We start from the raw sequence: 16,888 nt of genomic DNA on the forward strand, positions 1-16,888 counted from the left end.
AGCCCGTTTAGGGTGTCCGGCCTTATAGTGCGCCACCGCGGTCTGGCAACCAGACACCGGCACCAACCGTGCATGATCAATCCCTGCCATCGCCAGCCCAATCGCAGGACCAACGCTTGACCAATCTCTCTCAACCGTCGTCGCTGCGTCCCGCACCAATGGCCCCCGTCGCTTCCCTGCGCGGGTCGATCAAGGGTGCGCTGGCCCTGTTGGCCCTGATTCTGCTGGGACTGTTGCTGTGGCAGCTGTTCGCCCAGTTCCGCCACACCCAAGCCGACCTGCGCAAGCAAAGCCTGGAGGCCACCGCGGAGCTGGCCGACCACCTCAGCCTGAACATGGCATTGAAGGCCCAGCAGGCCGTGAATGTGGTGCAGCCCTACGTCAATGCGCCGACGCCGGCAGCCCTGCCCAGCCTGCTCGATACCCTGCGCACCCGCCTGCCTGCCCTGCGTGACCTGGCCTGGCTAGACACCAGCGGGCAGGTCCGCGCCGACAGCCTGGCCGGCAGCCCTGACCGCCAATTGATTGGCGAGCTGCTGACGCTGAACCAGGGTCGCCCGTATTTCTTTGCCAACTCGGCGGACAACCGCACTATCTACCTGTTGCTGCGCCAGTCCACCGAGCAGGACCGCGGCTACTGGCTGCTGCGCCTGTCCGACGCGTATTACCGCACCCTCACCGTGCACCTGGACAGCCCAGGCCACCCCTTGTGGCTGCTGGAAAACAGCCGCAACGGCGCGGTGCTGGACCGCCACGCCATCGCGCAGACCAGCCCGGCACCGCTGCAGAGCGTGATGCTGGCGTTCATCGACAACAGTACCTGGCAACTGCGCGGCCTGTTCGACGCCCAGCGGGCCCAGCAGAAGCTGCTGCCGGCACTGATCGGCAAGTGCCTGCTGGTGCTGTTCTGTGCCCTGCTGCCAGTACTGGCGTTGATCAACATGCGCCGCCGCCAGCGCGCGCTGCAGGAAGACCGCCGGCGCTATCAGGAAATTTTCGAAGGCACCGGTGTTGCCTTGTGCGTGCTCGACCTTTCAAGCCTGCCCGGCCAGCTCGACCGCTACCACCTGCGCAACCACGCTGCGCTCAAGCACAGCCTGGCCCTGGACCCTAACCTGCGCCGCTCGCTGTTGCAGGAGCTGAAGATCACCGAGATCAACCAGGTGGCGCGCCAGTTGCTCAACGTCGAATGCCACGAAGGTGCCTGGCAGCGGCTGATCGACGGCAGCGGCGATGGCCGCGACAGCATCGGCATGCAACTGATCGATGCACTGATCGAACAGCGCTCGCTGCTGGAACTGGAAGTGCGCCTGCCCGCACCGCTGGGCGGCGAACTGCACCTGTGGCTGATGGCCCGCCTACCGCTGCAACGCCGCGACTACCAGGCGGTGATCCTCAGCATCAGCGACATCACCAGCCGCAAACAAGTGGAGCTGTCCCTGCTCGAACGCGAGAGTTTCTGGTCGGACGTGGTGCGTACCGTGCCCGACCAGCTCTACGTGCAGGACGTGCCCAGCCAGCGCATGATCTTCAGCAACCGCCACCTCGGCCAAACCCTGGGCTACGACCGCACCGAGCTGGCACAGATGGGCGACCGCTTCTGGGAGCTGCTGCTGCACCCCGAAGACGCCACGCACTTCCAGGCCTTGCGCCAGCATCAACGAGCCACCGGCCACAGCCAGCCGCTGCACTGCCAACTGCGCTTCCGTCACCACGACGGTGGCTGGCGCTGCTACGACATTCGCGAACAGGTGCTGACCCGCGACCACGACGGGCAGGTGATGCGCATCATCGGCGTTGGCAAGGACGTTACCGTACAGATCGAGGCCAGCCAGTCGCTGCGCGACAGCGAACAGCGCTACCGCATGCTGGCCGAAAGCATCAGCGACGTGATTTTCTCCACCGACAGCCAACTGCAGCTCAACTACGTCAGCCCCTCGGTCAAAGCGGTATTGGGTTATCAGGCTGAGTGGATTTTCGACAACGGCTGGCAATCGATCATCGCCAACCCGGCCCAGCTGACCGGCATCTACAGCCTGATGGAGCGCGTCAGCAATGCAATGGGCGACAGCGAGCAACTGGCCCAGTTGCGTGGCCAGTTGCCCACCCAACTGTTCCTGTTCGACTGCCTGCGCGCTGATGGCCGCAAGATCCCGATCGAGCTGCGCCTGGTATTGGTGTGGGACGACCAGGAGCGCTTCGAAGGCGTGCTTGGGGTTGGCCGCGACATCAGCCAGCAACGCCGCGCCGAAAAAGACCTGCGCATGGCCGCCACGGTATTTGAGCACTCGACCTCGGCCATCCTCATCACCGACCCGGCCGGCTACATCGTCCAGGCCAACGAAGCGTTCAGCCGGGTCAGCGGCTATGCCGTCAGCGACGTGCTCGACCAACTGCCTGGCATGCTCACCGTCGAGCAGCAGCAGGAAGGCCACCTGCGCTACGTGGTCAAGCAGTTGCACCAGCGTGGCAGTTGGGAAGGCGAAGTGTGGCTAAAGCGCCGCGACGGCGACCACTACCCGGCCTGGGTCGGCATCACGGCAGTGCTGGACGACGAAGGCGACCTGGCCAGCTACGTGTGCTTCTTCACCGACATCAGCGAGCGCAAGGCCAGCGAACAGCGCATCCACCGCCTGGCTTACTACGACGCCCTCACCCACCTGCCCAACCGCACGCTGTTCCAGGACCGCCTGCACACGGCCCTGCAACAGGCCGAACGGCAAAAGGCGTGGGTGGTGTTGATGTTCCTCGACTTGGACCGTTTCAAGCCGATCAACGACTCCCTCGGCCATGCCGCAGGCGATCGCATGCTCAAAGACATGGCCCTGCGCCTGCTGGCCTGCGTGGATGACGACGACACCGTGGCACGCATGGGCGGCGACGAGTTCACCTTGCTGCTGCAACCGCGTGCGACCCGCGAGATGGCGCTGAACCGCGCCATCCATGTGGCCGAGAACATCCTCGCCAGCCTGGTACGGCCCTTCGTGCTGGAGAACCGCGAGTTTTTCGTCACGGCCAGTATCGGCATCGCCCTCAGCCCGCAGGATGGCAGCGAACTGAGCCAGTTGATGAAAAACGCCGACACCGCGATGTACCACGCCAAGGAGCGCGGCAAGAACAACTTCCAGTTCTACCAGGCCGAGATGAACGCCAGTGCCCTGGAGCGCCTGGAGCTGGAAAGCGACCTGCGCCATGCCATGGAGCAGAACGAGTTCATCCTCTACTACCAGCCGCAGTTCAGTGGCGATGGCAAACGCCTGACCGGCGCCGAAGCCTTGCTGCGCTGGCGCCACCCCACCCGCGGCCTGGTGCCGCCGGGCGACTTCATCCCGGTGATCGAAGAGCTGGGCCTGGTGGTGGACGTCGGCGACTGGGTACTGCGTGAGGCCAGCCGACAGCTCAAAGCCTGGCACAAAGCCAAAGTGCGGGTGCCGAAGGTGTCGGTGAACATCTCGGCGCGGCAGTTCTCCGACGGCCAGCTGGGCACGCGCATCGCCACCATCCTGGAAGACATCGGGCTGCCGCCGGCGTGCCTGGAACTGGAGCTGACCGAAAGCATCCTGATGCGCGAGGTGAATGAGGCCTTGCAGATTCTCGCCAGCCTGAAGAATCTTGGCCTGAGCATTGCGGTGGACGACTTTGGCACCGGGTACTCGTCGCTCAACTACCTCAAGCAGTTCCCCATCGACGTGCTGAAGATCGACCGCACCTTCGTCGACGGCTTGCCCGAGGGCGAGCAGGACGCGCAGATTGCCCGGGCGATCATTGCCATGGCCCACAGCCTGAACCTGGCGGTAATCGCCGAGGGCGTGGAAACCCATGAGCAGCTGGAGTTCTTGCGTGAGCATGGTTGCGACGAGGTGCAGGGTTACCTGTTCGGGCGGCCGATGCCGGCGCATCAGTTCGAGGCACAGTTCGCCAACGAGACGCTGTTCATGTTCCAGTAGAATTCCACTGCCCTCTTTTTTGTAGGAGCAGCGCCAACGCTGTAACTTGGGCCACAAAAAAACGGACCTTGAAGTCAACTCCAGCCCAGACAGGGCGCGGGATGCAACATGAAGGCCTTTGGTCCGCGACTTGACGTCACTTCATATGCCAGGCCCGAAGCAATCGGTTAGAATGCCCCCCCAATTCAGCCCGATCCTTGAGGACCGCCATGTTCAGCCGTGATTTGACCATTGCCAAGTACGACGCCGAGCTCTTCGAAGCCATGCAGCAAGAAGCTCTGCGCCAGGAAGAGCATATCGAGCTGATCGCTTCGGAAAACTACACCAGCCCGGCTGTCATGGAAGCCCAGGGTTCGGTTCTGACCAACAAGTACGCTGAAGGCTACCCAGGCAAGCGTTACTACGGTGGTTGCGAATACGTCGACGTGGTCGAGCAACTGGCCATCGACCGCGCCAAAGAGCTGTTCGGCGCCGACTACGCCAACGTCCAGCCGCACGCTGGCTCCCAGGCCAACGCCGCCGTTTACCTGGCCCTGCTGTCGGCCGGTGACACCATCCTGGGCATGAGCCTGGCCCACGGTGGTCACCTGACCCACGGCGCCAGCGTCAGCTCTTCGGGCAAGCTGTACAACGCCATCCAGTACGGCATCGACGGCAACGGCCTGATCGACTACGACGAAGTCGAGCGCCTGGCTGTAGAGCACAAGCCGAAGATGATCGTTGCCGGCTTCTCGGCCTACTCGCAGGTGCTGGACTTCCCACGCTTCCGCGCCATTGCCGACAAGGTCGGTGCCTACCTGTTCGTCGACATGGCCCACGTTGCTGGCTTGGTTGCCGCCGGCGTGTACCCGAACCCTGTGCCGTTCGCCGACGTGGTCACCACCACCACCCACAAGACCCTGCGCGGTCCACGTGGCGGCCTGATCCTGGCCCGTGCCAACGCCGACATCGAGAAGAAGCTGAACTCCGCTGTCTTCCCAGGCGCCCAGGGCGGCCCGCTGGAGCACGTCATCGCGGCCAAGGCGATCTGCTTCAAAGAAGCCCTGCAGCCTGAGTTCAAGGCTTATCAGCAGCAAGTGGTGAAGAACGCCCAGGCCATGGCCAGCGTGTTCATCGAGCGTGGTTTCGACGTCGTTTCTGGCGGCACCCAAAACCACCTGTTCCTGCTGTCGCTGATTAAGCAGGAAATCTCCGGTAAGGACGCTGACGCCGCACTGGGCAAAGCCTTCATCACCGTCAACAAGAACTCGGTACCGAACGACCCACGTTCCCCGTTCGTCACCTCGGGCCTGCGTTTCGGCACCCCAGCCGTGACCACCCGTGGCTTCAAAGAAGCAGAGTGCAAAGAACTGGCCGGCTGGATCTGCGACATCCTGGCTGACCTGAACAACGAAGCGGTGATCGATGCCGTGCGTGAGAAGGTCAAGGCCATCTGCAAGAAGCTGCCGGTTTACGGCAACTGATTAGCGCCAGCCTGATGTGAAAAAGCCCGGCCTTGCGCCGGGCTTTTTTGTGCTTGCCCGCTTCGCGGAACCTGTTCCAAATGGGTCCCCTGTGCAAGACACCCTAGCCTGCAGCCTCCCCCACGCCAAACCGGAGGCACCCTATGGCAGATAACAAAACACGTTCCTTTACAGCCACCCTGCAGATCGCCGAATCACCGGTGAACAGCCTGGACTGCCTGTGCACAGGCCCAGTGAGCCTGGTCACACCCACCGAAGTGCCGGGGTACGCCATTGAAGGCGCCCACGCACTCGGTATGCTCAACGGCACGGACGATGATTGGCAGCACGGCCAGGAGTTTGGGTTGATCCCGTTCGACAAAGGCGACGATCAGTGCGCGATGTTGCTGTATTTTCGCTACAGCGATGCGGGTTATCGACTGTATGTGCGCAGCGGGCCTCATTTCGGTAAAGGCATATTCACCACCGCCGAAGGCCTGGTGGCCGCTCAGGCCATCAAGGCGCAAGACCCTAGCCTGTGGACCTTGATCGATGCGCAAACCGGCCCCCCCTTCGACCTGACACAACTTGAAGATGACCGGCGAGAAATCCAAATGATCGCCAGCAACGGCCACCCCATGGAGATCCACAACCTCTACCCAGTGGGCGGCTTTCTGGCGTGCTACGCCGCTGCCCAGCAATGCACCCTAAGCCTGTTGATCACGCAACGCGGGGTGGATTGGCTGAACACCTGATGTCGCCTGCATGGGCCTTCACGTATTACCCTGTGCCGCTTCAAAACCCGAGCGCGCACAGGACCCTGCCTTGACCAGAGAGCAACTCGAAACCCATCAAATCCCGGTCTACTTCGCGGCCGTGCTCGCAGCCCTCGCCTTCGGCCTGCTGGCCACCGACACCGCACACCACCTGCAAGCCCTGATCACCCCCGCCATTGCCGTGCTGATGTACGCGATGTTCCTGCAGATCCCCTTCCTCGACCTGCGCCAAGGCCTGGGCAACCGCCGCTTCATCAGTGCACTGCTACTGGCCAACTTCGTCCTCATCCCACTGCTGGTCTGGGCAATCACCCGCGGCTTGGTCGCGCACCCGGCCATCCTGATCGGCGCCCTGCTGGTGTTGCTAACCCCCTGCATCGACTACGTGGTGGTGTTCACCCACATCGGCAAAGGCGACTCACGCCAGACCCTCGCCGCCACGCCGCTGCTGCTGTTGGTGCAATTGGCCCTGCTGCCGGTGTACCTGGCGTTGATGCTGGGTGACGATAACGCTGTGGCAATTTCCATCGCGCCCTTCGTGGAAGCGTTTGCCCTGTTGATTGTGTTGCCGATGATTCTCGCCGTGCTGACCAGCGCCAGCGCCCGCCGCTCCCGCGCGGCATCGAAGTGGAACGACGCCTGGGCGTGGATGCCGGTGCCGGCGATGGCATGCGTGCTGGTGGTGGTGATCGGCTCGCAGATTGCCGCCGTGCTGCGCGATTTCGAGCGCTTGCTGCCCGTGATCCCGGTGTACCTCGGCTTCATGCTGCTGGCGCCGGTGATCGGCTTTGCCACCGCGCGGCTGATGCGTTTGCCAGTGGCCGAGGTGAGGTCGGTGACGTTCAGCGCTTCGACGCGCAACTCGCTGGTGGTGTTGCCGTTGGCGTTGGCCTTGCCGGAAGACCTGCGCGGGTTGGCGGCGGCGGCGGTGATTACCCAAACGCTGATGGAGTTGGTGAGCGAGTTAATTTATGTGCGCGTCGTGCCCGCATGGGTGCAAGACAGATGAGCTCATTGCGGTTCAGCAAACGCTGAACCTTTTGCTTGCACCTGGCCGAACGTATGCTGATAGAATGCGATGAATTCTCATTAACATCTATCGTATCCCGTGCAGTCCACCTCATCGGCAAATCATCACCCGCATCAGGCCATCGATCAGCTCTACAGCCACCACCACGGCTGGCTGCAGAACTGGCTGCGCAAGCGCTTGGGCAGTGCCGCCGATGCTGCGGACCTGGCCCAGGACACCTTCGTGCGGCTGCTCAGCAGTGCAACCGGCGAGGCGCTGAATTACACAGCCCCGCGCGCCTATCTGGCCACAATCGCCAATCGCCTGGCCCTCAACTTCTATCGCCGCCGCTCGCTGGAGCAAGCCTACTTGGCCGCGCTGGCGGAAACGCCAGAAGCGCTGGCACCGTCGCTGGAACATCAGGCGCTGGTGCTCGAAGCCCTCGATGAAATCGACCAGGTACTCGCCCTCCTGCCCGCCCTAAGCCGACAGGCGTTTCTGATGGCGCAGCTGGAAGGCTATACCCAAGAAGAGATCGCCAGCCGGCTCAAGCTCAGCGTCCGTACCGTGCAACGCCACTTGGCGCGGGCGTTTGAAGAATGCATCGTGCTCGCCAGTACGCACGATGAGTAATACCCCCATCGACAGGCGCATTGCCCGCGAAGCCGCCAGCTGGTTCGTGCGTTTGCAGAACAGCAGCGCCGGCGCCGCCGAACATGCCGCCGGCGCCGAATGGCGGTCGCGGCACGCTGACCACGAACGCGCCTGGCAACTGGCCGAGCGCTTCAGCAGCCGCGCCCAACAACTAAGCGGGGAACCCACCCGCGCGGCGCTGGAGCGCCCGCGCAGCCTGGAGCGCAGGCAGGCACTCAAGACCCTTGCATTGCTGATTGCCACCGCCCCGCTTGGCCTCGCAGCCTACCGCGGGCTGCCGTGGCGCGAGTGGCAGGCGGACGTGCGCACGGCCACCGGGGAGCAGCGCAGCGTGCCCTTGCCAGATGGCGGGCAGCTACGCCTGAACACCGGCAGCGCCGTCGATATCGCCTACGACGACAGCGTTCGCCGCGTGCGTCTGATCGCCGGCGAGATGCTGGTCGAGCTGCCCCGTGAGCCTGCCAGGCACCCGTTTATCGTCGATACCGCCGAAGCGCACATCAGCCCGCTCGGCAGCCGCTTGCTGGTGCGTCAGTACCCAGACAGCACATTCCTCGCCGCGCTGGAGGGCGCTGTCGAAGTGCGCCCGCGCCTGGCACGGGGTGACGACGGCCTGGTACGCCTGGCAGCCGGCCAGCAAACCCAGGTCAGCCTCCAGGCTGTGCAGCCCCCCATGCCGCTGGCTGAGCAGCGCCTCGACTGGCTCAACCATGTGCTGCGGGTCGAGAAGACGCGCCTGGATGACTTCATCAGCGAGCTGGGGCGCTATCGGCCTGGCTTGCTGCGTTGCGACCCCGCCGTGGCCAGGCTGCTGATCTCCGGCACCTTCCAGCTGCGCGACACCGATCAGATTCTGCGCGCTTTGAGCCAGACGCTGCCGGTGGACATCCACTTCCGCACGCCCTACTGGGTCACCGTCACGGCGCGCGTAAATACGTAACAAGAATCATTGTCGTGTTTTGCTCAGGTTGCGTGTCCCTTCCGTAAGCACATCACTTTTACAGGGCGGGACGAACACATGGCGACGACGCAGGGCATGCAACCATTGGCGCGGGCAGTACACGCTGCTGCATTGGGCCTGATCATCACAGGTGGCGGCCTGACTGCAGCTGTGTCGCAAGCTGACGAGCACAGCGCGCAGCAGGGCCGGACCTTTCAGGTGCCCGCCGGCAACCTGAGCAGCGCCCTTTCCAATTTCGCCAGCCAAGCCGGTATCACCCTGCCCATCGAACCAGGCCTGGTCGAAGGTTTGCGCAGCCCAGGCCTGAACGCCGCCACCAGTGTGGAAGGCGGCTTGCAGCAACTGCTGCAAGGCACCGGCCTGCAAGCGTCACCGCAGGGCAATGGCCTTTACCTGCTGACACCACAGGCCGCGAGCACTGGCCTGGAACTGGGCGCTACCAGCATTACCGGCCAAGGCCTGGCGGCGACCACCGAAAACAGCGGGTCGTACACCACCGGCACGATGCAGACGGCCACCAAGCTGCCCTTGAGCCTGCGCGAAACCCCGCAGGCCGTCAGCGTGGTCACGCGCAAGCGGATGGACGACAAGGCCATGACCACCATCAGCGATGTGGTCAAAAGTGCGCCGGGGATCTTCCTCAGCAACTCCGGCGGTGCCGGTCGGCCCTCATTCAGCGCCCGCGGTTTTGACGTCGACAACATCATGTACGACGGCTTCCCCACCAGCTTCCTGACTTACCTGCCCAGCGGCGAAGCCAACCTGGCCATGTACGACCGGGTCGAGATCGTGCGTGGGGCCACCGGGCTGGCCCAGGGCGCCGGCAACCCCGGGGGTGCCATCAACCTGGTGCGCAAGCGCCCAACCCATGAATTCCAGGGCACCCTCACCGGCAGTGCCGGCAGTTGGGACGATTACACCGGCACGCTGGACATCGGCGGCCCATTGAATGAAACCGGCACCCTGCGCGCCCGTACCGTGGTCTCCAAGCAGGACGCCAAAAGCTTCCGCGACTCGGTGGAGAGTGACCATGACCTGTTCTACGGCGTGGTCGACGCCGACCTGAGCGAAAGCACCACCCTCACCCTCGGCGCCTACCGGCAGAAAAACCACACCAACTACATTTGGGGCGGTTTGCCCATGGCCCGTGGCGGCGGCCACCTCGGGCTGCCACGTGACACCTTCCTCGGCCATGACTGGGAATATTCGGACAACCGCACCACCGGCTATTTCGCCACCCTCGAGCAAGGCTTAGCCAACGACTGGACACTGCGCCTGGCGGCCATGCAGACCAAGACCGACACCGACGTGCTGGCCTCCTCGATATGGGAATACGACCGCCACTATCTGTGGACCGAAGCCATGGAGCAGAAGGAAAAAGGCTACGACCTGGCCGTCAGCGGCCCCTTCCAGTTGCTCGGTCAAACCCATGACCTGACCGTTGGCGTCAGCAAGCGCCAGCTGGATTATCGGTCTGGCAAGGCCTGGAGCGATTTCATCGACGCCGGCAGCAACCTCTTCGAGTGGAACCCCCGCGGCCATGCCAAGCCGGATTACGTCACGGGCCCCAACGGCCTCCCCGAGACCACCACCCAGGACAGCGTCTATGCCAGCAGCCGCCTGCGTTTGACCGACCCGCTGTCGCTGATTCTGGGTGGCCGTCTCGACTGGTACGAATTCGACGACAGCGAAAGCAGCGAAAACAACTACAAGATCACGCGTAACCTGACCCGCTATGCCGGCCTGGTCTACGACCTGGACACCAACCACTCGGTCTATGTCAGCTACACCGATATCTTTAAGCCGCAGACCAGCAAAGGCCTGGACAGCAAAGTGCTCGACCCTGTGGTGGGCGAAAACTACGAAGTGGGCATCAAGGGCGAGTACTTTGGTGGCGCACTGAACGCCAGCCTGGCGGTTTTCCAGATCGACCAGAAAAACCGCGCCCAAGAGCTGCCCGACGTCAAAGGGTGCGGGTCAGGCGCCGCCAGTGCTTGCTACGAGGCGGCCGGCCTGGTGCGCAGCAAGGGCATCGACCTCGAAATCCAGGGCGCCCTGACCGACAACTGGCAACTGGCTGCCGGCTACACCTACACCCAGACCAAATATGTCAGCGACGCCAACAAAGCCCGCGAAGGCGAAGACTTCGACCGCGCCAAACCGCGCCAGCTGTTCAAGCTGTCGACGATCTACACCCTGCCCGGTGAACTGCAGCGCTGGCGCGTGGGTGGTGATATCTACCAACAGAGCCGCATCCGCACTTCGGGGGGCGCGGGGGCGACTGCATGGGAAAACCAGCAAGGCTCGTACACCGTGGTGGGGTTGGTGGCAGGCTACAAAGCCAGCGAGCAGCTGGACCTGCAGGTCAACGTCAACAACCTGTTCGACCGCACCTACTACAGCAGCGTGGCCAATGGTGGGTGGAGCCCGTATGACATTTATGGCGACCCACGGAACGTGAAACTGACTGCGCGGTATAGCTTCTAGTCGCTATAAAAAGGGCCCACGCATTGCGGGCCCTTTAGGTTATCTAAGGTGGCATTGCAGCACTGCCACCAGGCCTACCAGTTATAGGTCACCGTGCCATACACCGTGCGTTGCTGCCCATACTGGCACCCCATGTCACTGAAGCAGCCCGCCACATACTTCTTGTCGAACAGGTTACTGGCGTTAAGCGCCAGCTCGACTCCCTTCAGCGAAGCATCCAGCTTGCCCAGCTGATAGCTGACCATCGCATCCACCAGCGCATAGCTATCGACCTTAAAGCTGTTTTGCGCATCGCCATAGGTGCTGCCTACATAGCGCGCACCGGCACCAAGGCGCAGCCCGTCCAATGGCCCGCTCTGCAATTGGTAGTCCGCCCACAGCGACGCCATGTGCTCTGGCGTGCGGAACGGTGTTTTGCCCTTGTTGCCCCGCTCGGACTGGGTGACTTTGACGTCGTTCCAGGTGTAGCTGCCGATCAGGTTCAAACCGGGCGCAACCTCGGTCTTGGCCTCCAGCTCGACGCCCCGTGAGCGCACCTCGCCTTCCTGGCGGCTGAAGCCGTTGATGTTCTCGGTCTGGTTCTGCTTGGTCAGCTCGAACAGGGCAACGGTGTACAGGCTATTGCCACCCGGCGGCTCGTATTTGAGGCCCAGTTCGTACTGCTTGCCGGTTTCCGGGTCGAGCTGGGTGCCATCGGCAGTGGTGCCCATCACCGGTAGGAATGACTCGCTGTAGCTCGCATACGGTGCCAGGCCATTGTCGAACAGGTAGACCAGCCCGGCGCGGGCACTGAACTGCTCGTCTTTCTGCGTTTGCGGTGTGCGGTCGTCCTTCTGGTTGGCCGCCCAGTCATAGCGGCCACCCAGCAGCACTACCCAGTTGTCGATACGGACTTGGTCCTGCAGGTAGACACCAGTCTGGGACAGTTTCTGTTCATAGCTGGCGTGGCTAAACGGGACGGTGCTCAACGGCTGGCCATACACCGGCTGAAAGGGGTCGAAACTCTGCAGGATGAAGTCCAGCGTCTGCGCCTGGTCAAACTTGCCGTTGTTGTAGTCCACCCCGGTCAACAGGGTGTGTTCCAGCGGCCCCGTGGCGAAGTTGGCCTGCACCTGGGTGTCCTGGGTGAACAGCCGACCATCGCCTTGGCGCTGGTCGCTGTAACGCGAGTACTGGCCGCCACCTGCCGGGCCGAACAGGGCGATTTCGCTGCTGGCCTGGCGGTAGTAGCTGTAACGCACGTTCTGGCGCAACGTCCACACCTCGTCGAAGTGGTGCTCGAACACATAACCCAGCGAAGTCTTCTCGTTGGTCATGAAGTCGTAGGCACTGTCGCCCACATACGTGTCACGGTCCAGACGCCCGCGCGGGTCGCGGAACACCGTGCCACTGGCAGGCAGCGCGTTGGCGAAGTTGCCGGTCTGCTTCTGGTACTCGCCGAGCAAAGTGAGCTCGGTATCGGCGCTGGGCCGGAAGCTCAGCGCCGGGGCGATGTACTGGCGGCGGTTGGTGATATGGTCGGTCTGCGCGTCCGCCTCGCGGAACAGGCCGGTCAGGCGATAGCTCCAGATACCCTCGTCATCCAGCGCGTCGCCCAGGTCGAAGGCGCTTTGCTGATAATCGAGGTTGCCCGCCTGCAACTGCACCTCATGCAACGGCTGCTGCGTGGGGCGCTTGCTGACCAGGTTGATCTGGCCACCTGGGTCTGAGGCGCCATACAGCACCGAACTGGCGCCGCGCAGCACTTCGATACGCTCCAGGCCATAAGGCTCTGGCGCGTCCCAGCCAAGAAACTCCGGCAGAAAGGTGCGGGTGCCGTCACGCAGCATGCGACCGGTACCTTGCTGGAAACCGCGAATGGACAGCTGGTCGACAACGAACTGCGGCCCGGCCAGCTCAGTGTTGACCCCCGGCGTATAGCGCAGCGCCTGGGCCACAGTCTTCGGTTGCTGGGCCTCGATCTGCTCACGGGTGATCACCGACACCGAGGCCGGGGTTTCGATCAGGGGGGTGTCGGTCTTGCTGCCGACCGAAGAACGCTTGGCTACATAGCCATCGTCTGGGCTCACCGAACTGTACGCCTGGCCGACGATCGCCGTGGCGCCCAGCTCCAATGCGCCGGAGGATTGCGCAGCCCGCTCCAGGGTCACACTGCCGCTGCCGGTGGCGCGCCAGACCAGGCCGCTGCCCTGCAACAGCGCCGACAGCGCCGCCTCCGGCTCATGCCGCCCGTTGATGCCATGGCTGCTCTTGCCCTGCACCAGGTTGCCATCGAAGATCACTTGTAGCCCGCCCTGCGCCGCCAGGCGATTGAGCGCGCTGGCCAACGGCTGCGGCGCGATGTCGAAGTCCCGCGGCTCGGCCATGGCCAAGGCTGGAACCAAGGCACACAGTAATGAAATCGACGCCCTGCGAAATTGCCCTTGGTACATCCCCACTCCCCTTAATCAAATACGAAGCATTCGTTTTTGAAGAAAGAAGACGGACGACCGCGGATCACCCGTAAAAATAAACACAAGATTTACGCAAATTCACGGTAGGAGCAGCCTTGTGCTGCGAAGAGGCCGGTAAAGGCAGCGAAGATTTACGGTGTTGCCGCTGGCCTCTTCGCAGCACAAGGCTGCTCCTTACCCGGGTGGTGCATAAGCGGGGCATGAGGTCACTCAACCGCGCGCCTTGAACACCAGCAGATAATCCGAATACCGCCGTATGCTCAAGGGGAACGCCTGCTCCAAGGTCGCCAGCCCCTCATCCAGCCGGTCCAGCTGGAACGTGCCGCTGACCTTCAGCCCCCGCAACTGCTCATCGCCAATCACCAACCACCCCGGCCGGTACCGCTCAAGCGCCTTGAGCACCTGCGCCAGCGGCGCCTGCTCGAACACCAGCCGGCCTTCCTGCCAGGCCAGCGCACTGTCCACATCCAGCCCATGCCTGGCGCCCAACCCATCCGCCTTGCGCCCGATGGCTTCACCCGCCGAAAGCTCGGCCCGCGCCAGCGCATCACTGACCGCTACTCGCCCGCGCTTGACGATGACCTCCACCGCCTCGCCCTCGCGACTCACGGCATACACCGTGCCCAGCGCCGTGGCCTGCACCTCGCCCGCCCGCACCTGAAACGGCCGCGCCGGGTCATGTGCCACATCGAACAACGCCTCGCCCTTGCGCAGCGTAATCCGCCGGGCCTGGGCACTGAGCTCGACATCCACCGCCGACTCCGCATCCAGGGTAATGCGCGACCCATCGGCCAGCGCCACCACCCTGCGCTCCCCTACCCCGGTCCGGTAGTCCGCGCCCCACTGCCCCTGCCAGGCCAACGAAAGCCCCACCCCCAGCACCAGCACTGCGGCACTGGCCAGTGCCCACTGCCGGGCAGGCACCCGAGGGCGGACCGGCACCTGCAACTGCCCGCTCAACGCCCACACCCGACGCGCCTCGACGAACGCCTGCTGATGCTCCGGCGCCTGCGCGCACCAGGCACGCGCTGCCTCGACATCACCAGGCCGGACATCGCCCGAGGTCAGGCGAACGACCCAAGCCTGCGCCGCGCGGCGCACATCAGGTGAAGGTTCGAAGGGAGCGGAAGGCTTGTGCATGGCCATCAACGTTGCAAGCTGTGGGCGAGAAAGTCCAGCGCGATGGCCAACTGCTTCTCGACCGTACTGACAGACACCCCAAGCTGCCGGGCGACCTCCTTGTGCGCGACCCCTTCCAGGCGGCACAGCAGGAATATCTCTTGGCAGCGCGGCGGCAGGCGCTTCAACGCCTCGGCCATCAGTGCCAGCTCACGTCGCGCAGCAACCTCGGCAAATGGCTCCGGGCTTTCGCCCGTCACTTCATAGAGGTAGGCCATGCCCTCATCATGCTGCCCCCGGGTACCCCGGCTGCGCGCGTGGTCGATCACCAAGTTGCGGGCGATACGGAACAACAGGCTGCGCAAATTGAGCACCGGGCCCTGCGGCGGCTGGCGCAGCATGCGCAAGTAGGTTTCCTGCACCAAGTCGGCGGCGGTATCGGTGTTGCGAAGCTGCCGGTAGAGGAATGAGCGCAGCTCCCCGGCATGGGTCTTGAAAGCCAACTCCAGCTCTTCGGTCTTCATGCGCGGGGACGACACCGATGGGGGGACGAAGGCGCTGACTTTAACGATAAGGGTTTTCATTTACAACGGGGGCAGGTGCTTGCCACTTAGATCCCAACAAGGAACACACTAACCTCACTTCAGCGCTCTATCGCCAACCGCAGCGTCGGCGATAGAGCGCCCTGCCCGCTTACAACGCATTCATCTCAGCAATATCCCGCACCACCTGATCCGCAGAGTGGTCAAACATCGCCTGCTCCTGCCCATCCAGCGGCAACTCGATCACCCGCACAATCCCCTCTTCCGCCAGCACACACGGCACCCCCATGGCGATATCGGTTCGCCCATACTCGCCCTCCAGCACCACCACCGCCGGCAAAATGCGGTTTCGCCCATTGGCGATGGCATCCACCATCTGCGCAATCGCCACACCCGGCGCATCGCAGGCACTGCCCATTTTCTTCAACCCCAAAATCTCACCGCCCCCCTTACGCGTGCGTTCCACAATCCGCTCTATCTGCTCGCTGGACAGGAAGTGCGACAACGGCACCGACCCCACCTGGCAGTAGCGCATCAACGGCACCATGCTATCGCCATGCCCGCCCAGCACCAGCGCCGTGATATCCCGAGCAGAAAACCCCGTCTCCTCGGCAATGAAGCACTTCATGCGCGCGGTATCCAGCACCCCCGCCTGCCCAAACACCTTGTTACGGCCCTGCCCGCTGAGCGACCAGGCGCGATAAGTCAGCACGTCGACAGGGTTCGAAACCACCAGCACCGTCGCCGCTGGCGCATGGCGTTTGATATCCCGCATGACGCCATCGAGAATCGGCAGGTTGATACTCAGCACATCCTGCCGCGACTGCCCCGGCTTGCGCGGCACACCTGCGGTGATCACCACCAGCTCAGACCCCTCCAGCATTTCGGCCTTGGCCCCGCCGTAAACCCGCGTATCGGACCCAGCCTCGACAGCCGCCTGCCACACATCCAGCGCCTTGCCCTGCGCCAACTCACCCTGCACATCGATCAACGCCAGCTCACGGCAGAACTCATCCCGGGCGATGATCTGAGCCGCCGCCTCGCCCACCATCCCGGCACCTACGATTGATAGTTTGTTCACCTGACACCTCCCAGCGGCGCGTGCCACCAGGAACACGCCTGCGTATAGAGAGAAGTATTGCCTGCTAATGCCCAAAGGCCACCCTGAGGTGGCCAGTGGTCGTTTTAGAGGGGGGAACGTTGGCTTCCAGGCACTACGCCGGTTAATCGACCGGGCACTGTTCGCGCTGTGACAACACCTTCCCGCACTGCTCACTGGCCAGGCGGCTGATGATCTGGATCGCTTGATGGATGCCAGCCGTGTTGCGGAAGCTCAGGCGCGGGTTGTGTTCGCATTCCAGCATTTCGTCGTGCTGGACCAAGGCTTCACCGAGCAGTTCTAGGGTCCAGGCGTAGCTTTGAATGGTGGAGAGGCGTTCGTGGTCAGTCATGGGGGGCCTCCTGGGGTTTGGAGGTGGGGTGGGATTGGGTGTTGAGG

At 63.4% G+C, this 16,888-nt stretch carries 12 protein-coding genes; 7 read left to right on the forward strand and 5 right to left on the reverse strand.

Features of this window, described 5'->3' with window-relative positions; translation table 11 throughout:
* Window positions 1-116: 116 nt before the first annotated feature.
* From MFF34_RS26470 to MFF34_RS26500, 7 genes are all read left to right on the forward strand, one after another.
* Window positions 117-3,947, forward strand: a complete 3,831-nt coding sequence (locus tag MFF34_RS26470) for a bifunctional diguanylate cyclase/phosphodiesterase (protein ID WP_238217470.1) — start codon at window positions 117-119, stop codon at window positions 3,945-3,947.
* A gap of 209 nt (window positions 3,948-4,156) precedes the next feature.
* Window positions 4,157-5,410, forward strand: a complete 1,254-nt coding sequence (gene glyA / locus MFF34_RS26475) for a serine hydroxymethyltransferase (RefSeq protein ID WP_027594534.1) — start codon at window positions 4,157-4,159, stop codon at window positions 5,408-5,410.
* A 143-nt stretch (window positions 5,411-5,553) separates the two neighbouring features.
* Window positions 5,554-6,144, forward strand: a complete 591-nt coding sequence (locus tag MFF34_RS26480) for a hypothetical protein (protein WP_238217472.1) — start codon at window positions 5,554-5,556, stop codon at window positions 6,142-6,144.
* Between the two features lie 70 nt (window positions 6,145-6,214).
* Window positions 6,215-7,174: an arsenic resistance protein gene (locus MFF34_RS26485; RefSeq protein WP_238217474.1), complete on the forward strand. Its 960-nt coding sequence runs from the start codon at window positions 6,215-6,217 to the stop codon at window positions 7,172-7,174.
* Window positions 7,175-7,273: 99 nt separating this feature from the next.
* On the forward strand, window positions 7,274-7,807 hold the full coding sequence (locus tag MFF34_RS26490; RefSeq protein ID WP_238217476.1) for a sigma-70 family RNA polymerase sigma factor: 534 nt from the start codon (window positions 7,274-7,276) through the stop codon (window positions 7,805-7,807).
* Window positions 7,800-8,768 (forward strand): FecR domain-containing protein, encoded by a 969-nt coding sequence (locus MFF34_RS26495; protein ID WP_238217478.1) that lies wholly within the window; start codon window positions 7,800-7,802, stop codon window positions 8,766-8,768. The genes MFF34_RS26490 and MFF34_RS26495 overlap by 8 nt, the downstream gene beginning before the upstream one ends.
* Window positions 8,769-8,846: 78 nt before the next feature.
* Window positions 8,847-11,276 carry a TonB-dependent siderophore receptor gene (locus MFF34_RS26500; protein ID WP_238217480.1) on the forward strand — a complete coding sequence of 810 codons (2,430 nt, stop codon included), beginning with the start codon at window positions 8,847-8,849 and terminating at the stop codon, window positions 11,274-11,276.
* Window positions 11,277-11,350: 74 nt separating this feature from the next.
* On the opposite strand, the gene MFF34_RS26505 is transcribed toward MFF34_RS26500, so the two are convergent.
* The 5 genes from MFF34_RS26505 to MFF34_RS26525 all read right to left on the reverse strand — a co-directional run bounded on the left by MFF34_RS26505 (window position 11,351) and on the right by MFF34_RS26525 (window position 16,841).
* Window positions 11,351-13,642, reverse strand: coding sequence for a TonB-dependent siderophore receptor (locus MFF34_RS26505; protein WP_238217482.1), 2,292 nt, complete (start codon window positions 13,640-13,642; stop codon window positions 11,351-11,353).
* Between the two features lie 297 nt (window positions 13,643-13,939).
* Entirely contained in the window at window positions 13,940-14,869 is a 930-nt protein-coding gene (locus MFF34_RS26510) for a FecR family protein (RefSeq protein WP_238217484.1), read from the reverse strand.
* A 5-nt stretch (window positions 14,870-14,874) separates the two neighbouring features.
* On the reverse strand, window positions 14,875-15,432 hold the full coding sequence (locus MFF34_RS26515; RefSeq protein ID WP_238217486.1) for an RNA polymerase sigma factor: 558 nt from the start codon (window positions 15,430-15,432) through the stop codon (window positions 14,875-14,877).
* Between the two features lie 109 nt (window positions 15,433-15,541).
* Complete coding sequence (locus tag MFF34_RS26520) at window positions 15,542-16,471, reverse strand: malate dehydrogenase (RefSeq protein ID WP_238217488.1); 930 nt, start codon at window positions 16,469-16,471, stop codon at window positions 15,542-15,544.
* Window positions 16,472-16,613: 142 nt separating this feature from the next.
* Complete coding sequence (locus MFF34_RS26525) at window positions 16,614-16,841, reverse strand: hypothetical protein (protein ID WP_238217489.1); 228 nt, start codon at window positions 16,839-16,841, stop codon at window positions 16,614-16,616.
* Window positions 16,842-16,888 lie beyond the last annotated feature (47 nt).

The organism is Pseudomonas sp. PAGU 2196, from assembly GCF_022179005.1.
Classification (GTDB): Bacteria; Pseudomonadota; Gammaproteobacteria; order Pseudomonadales; family Pseudomonadaceae; genus Aquipseudomonas; species Aquipseudomonas kermanshahensis.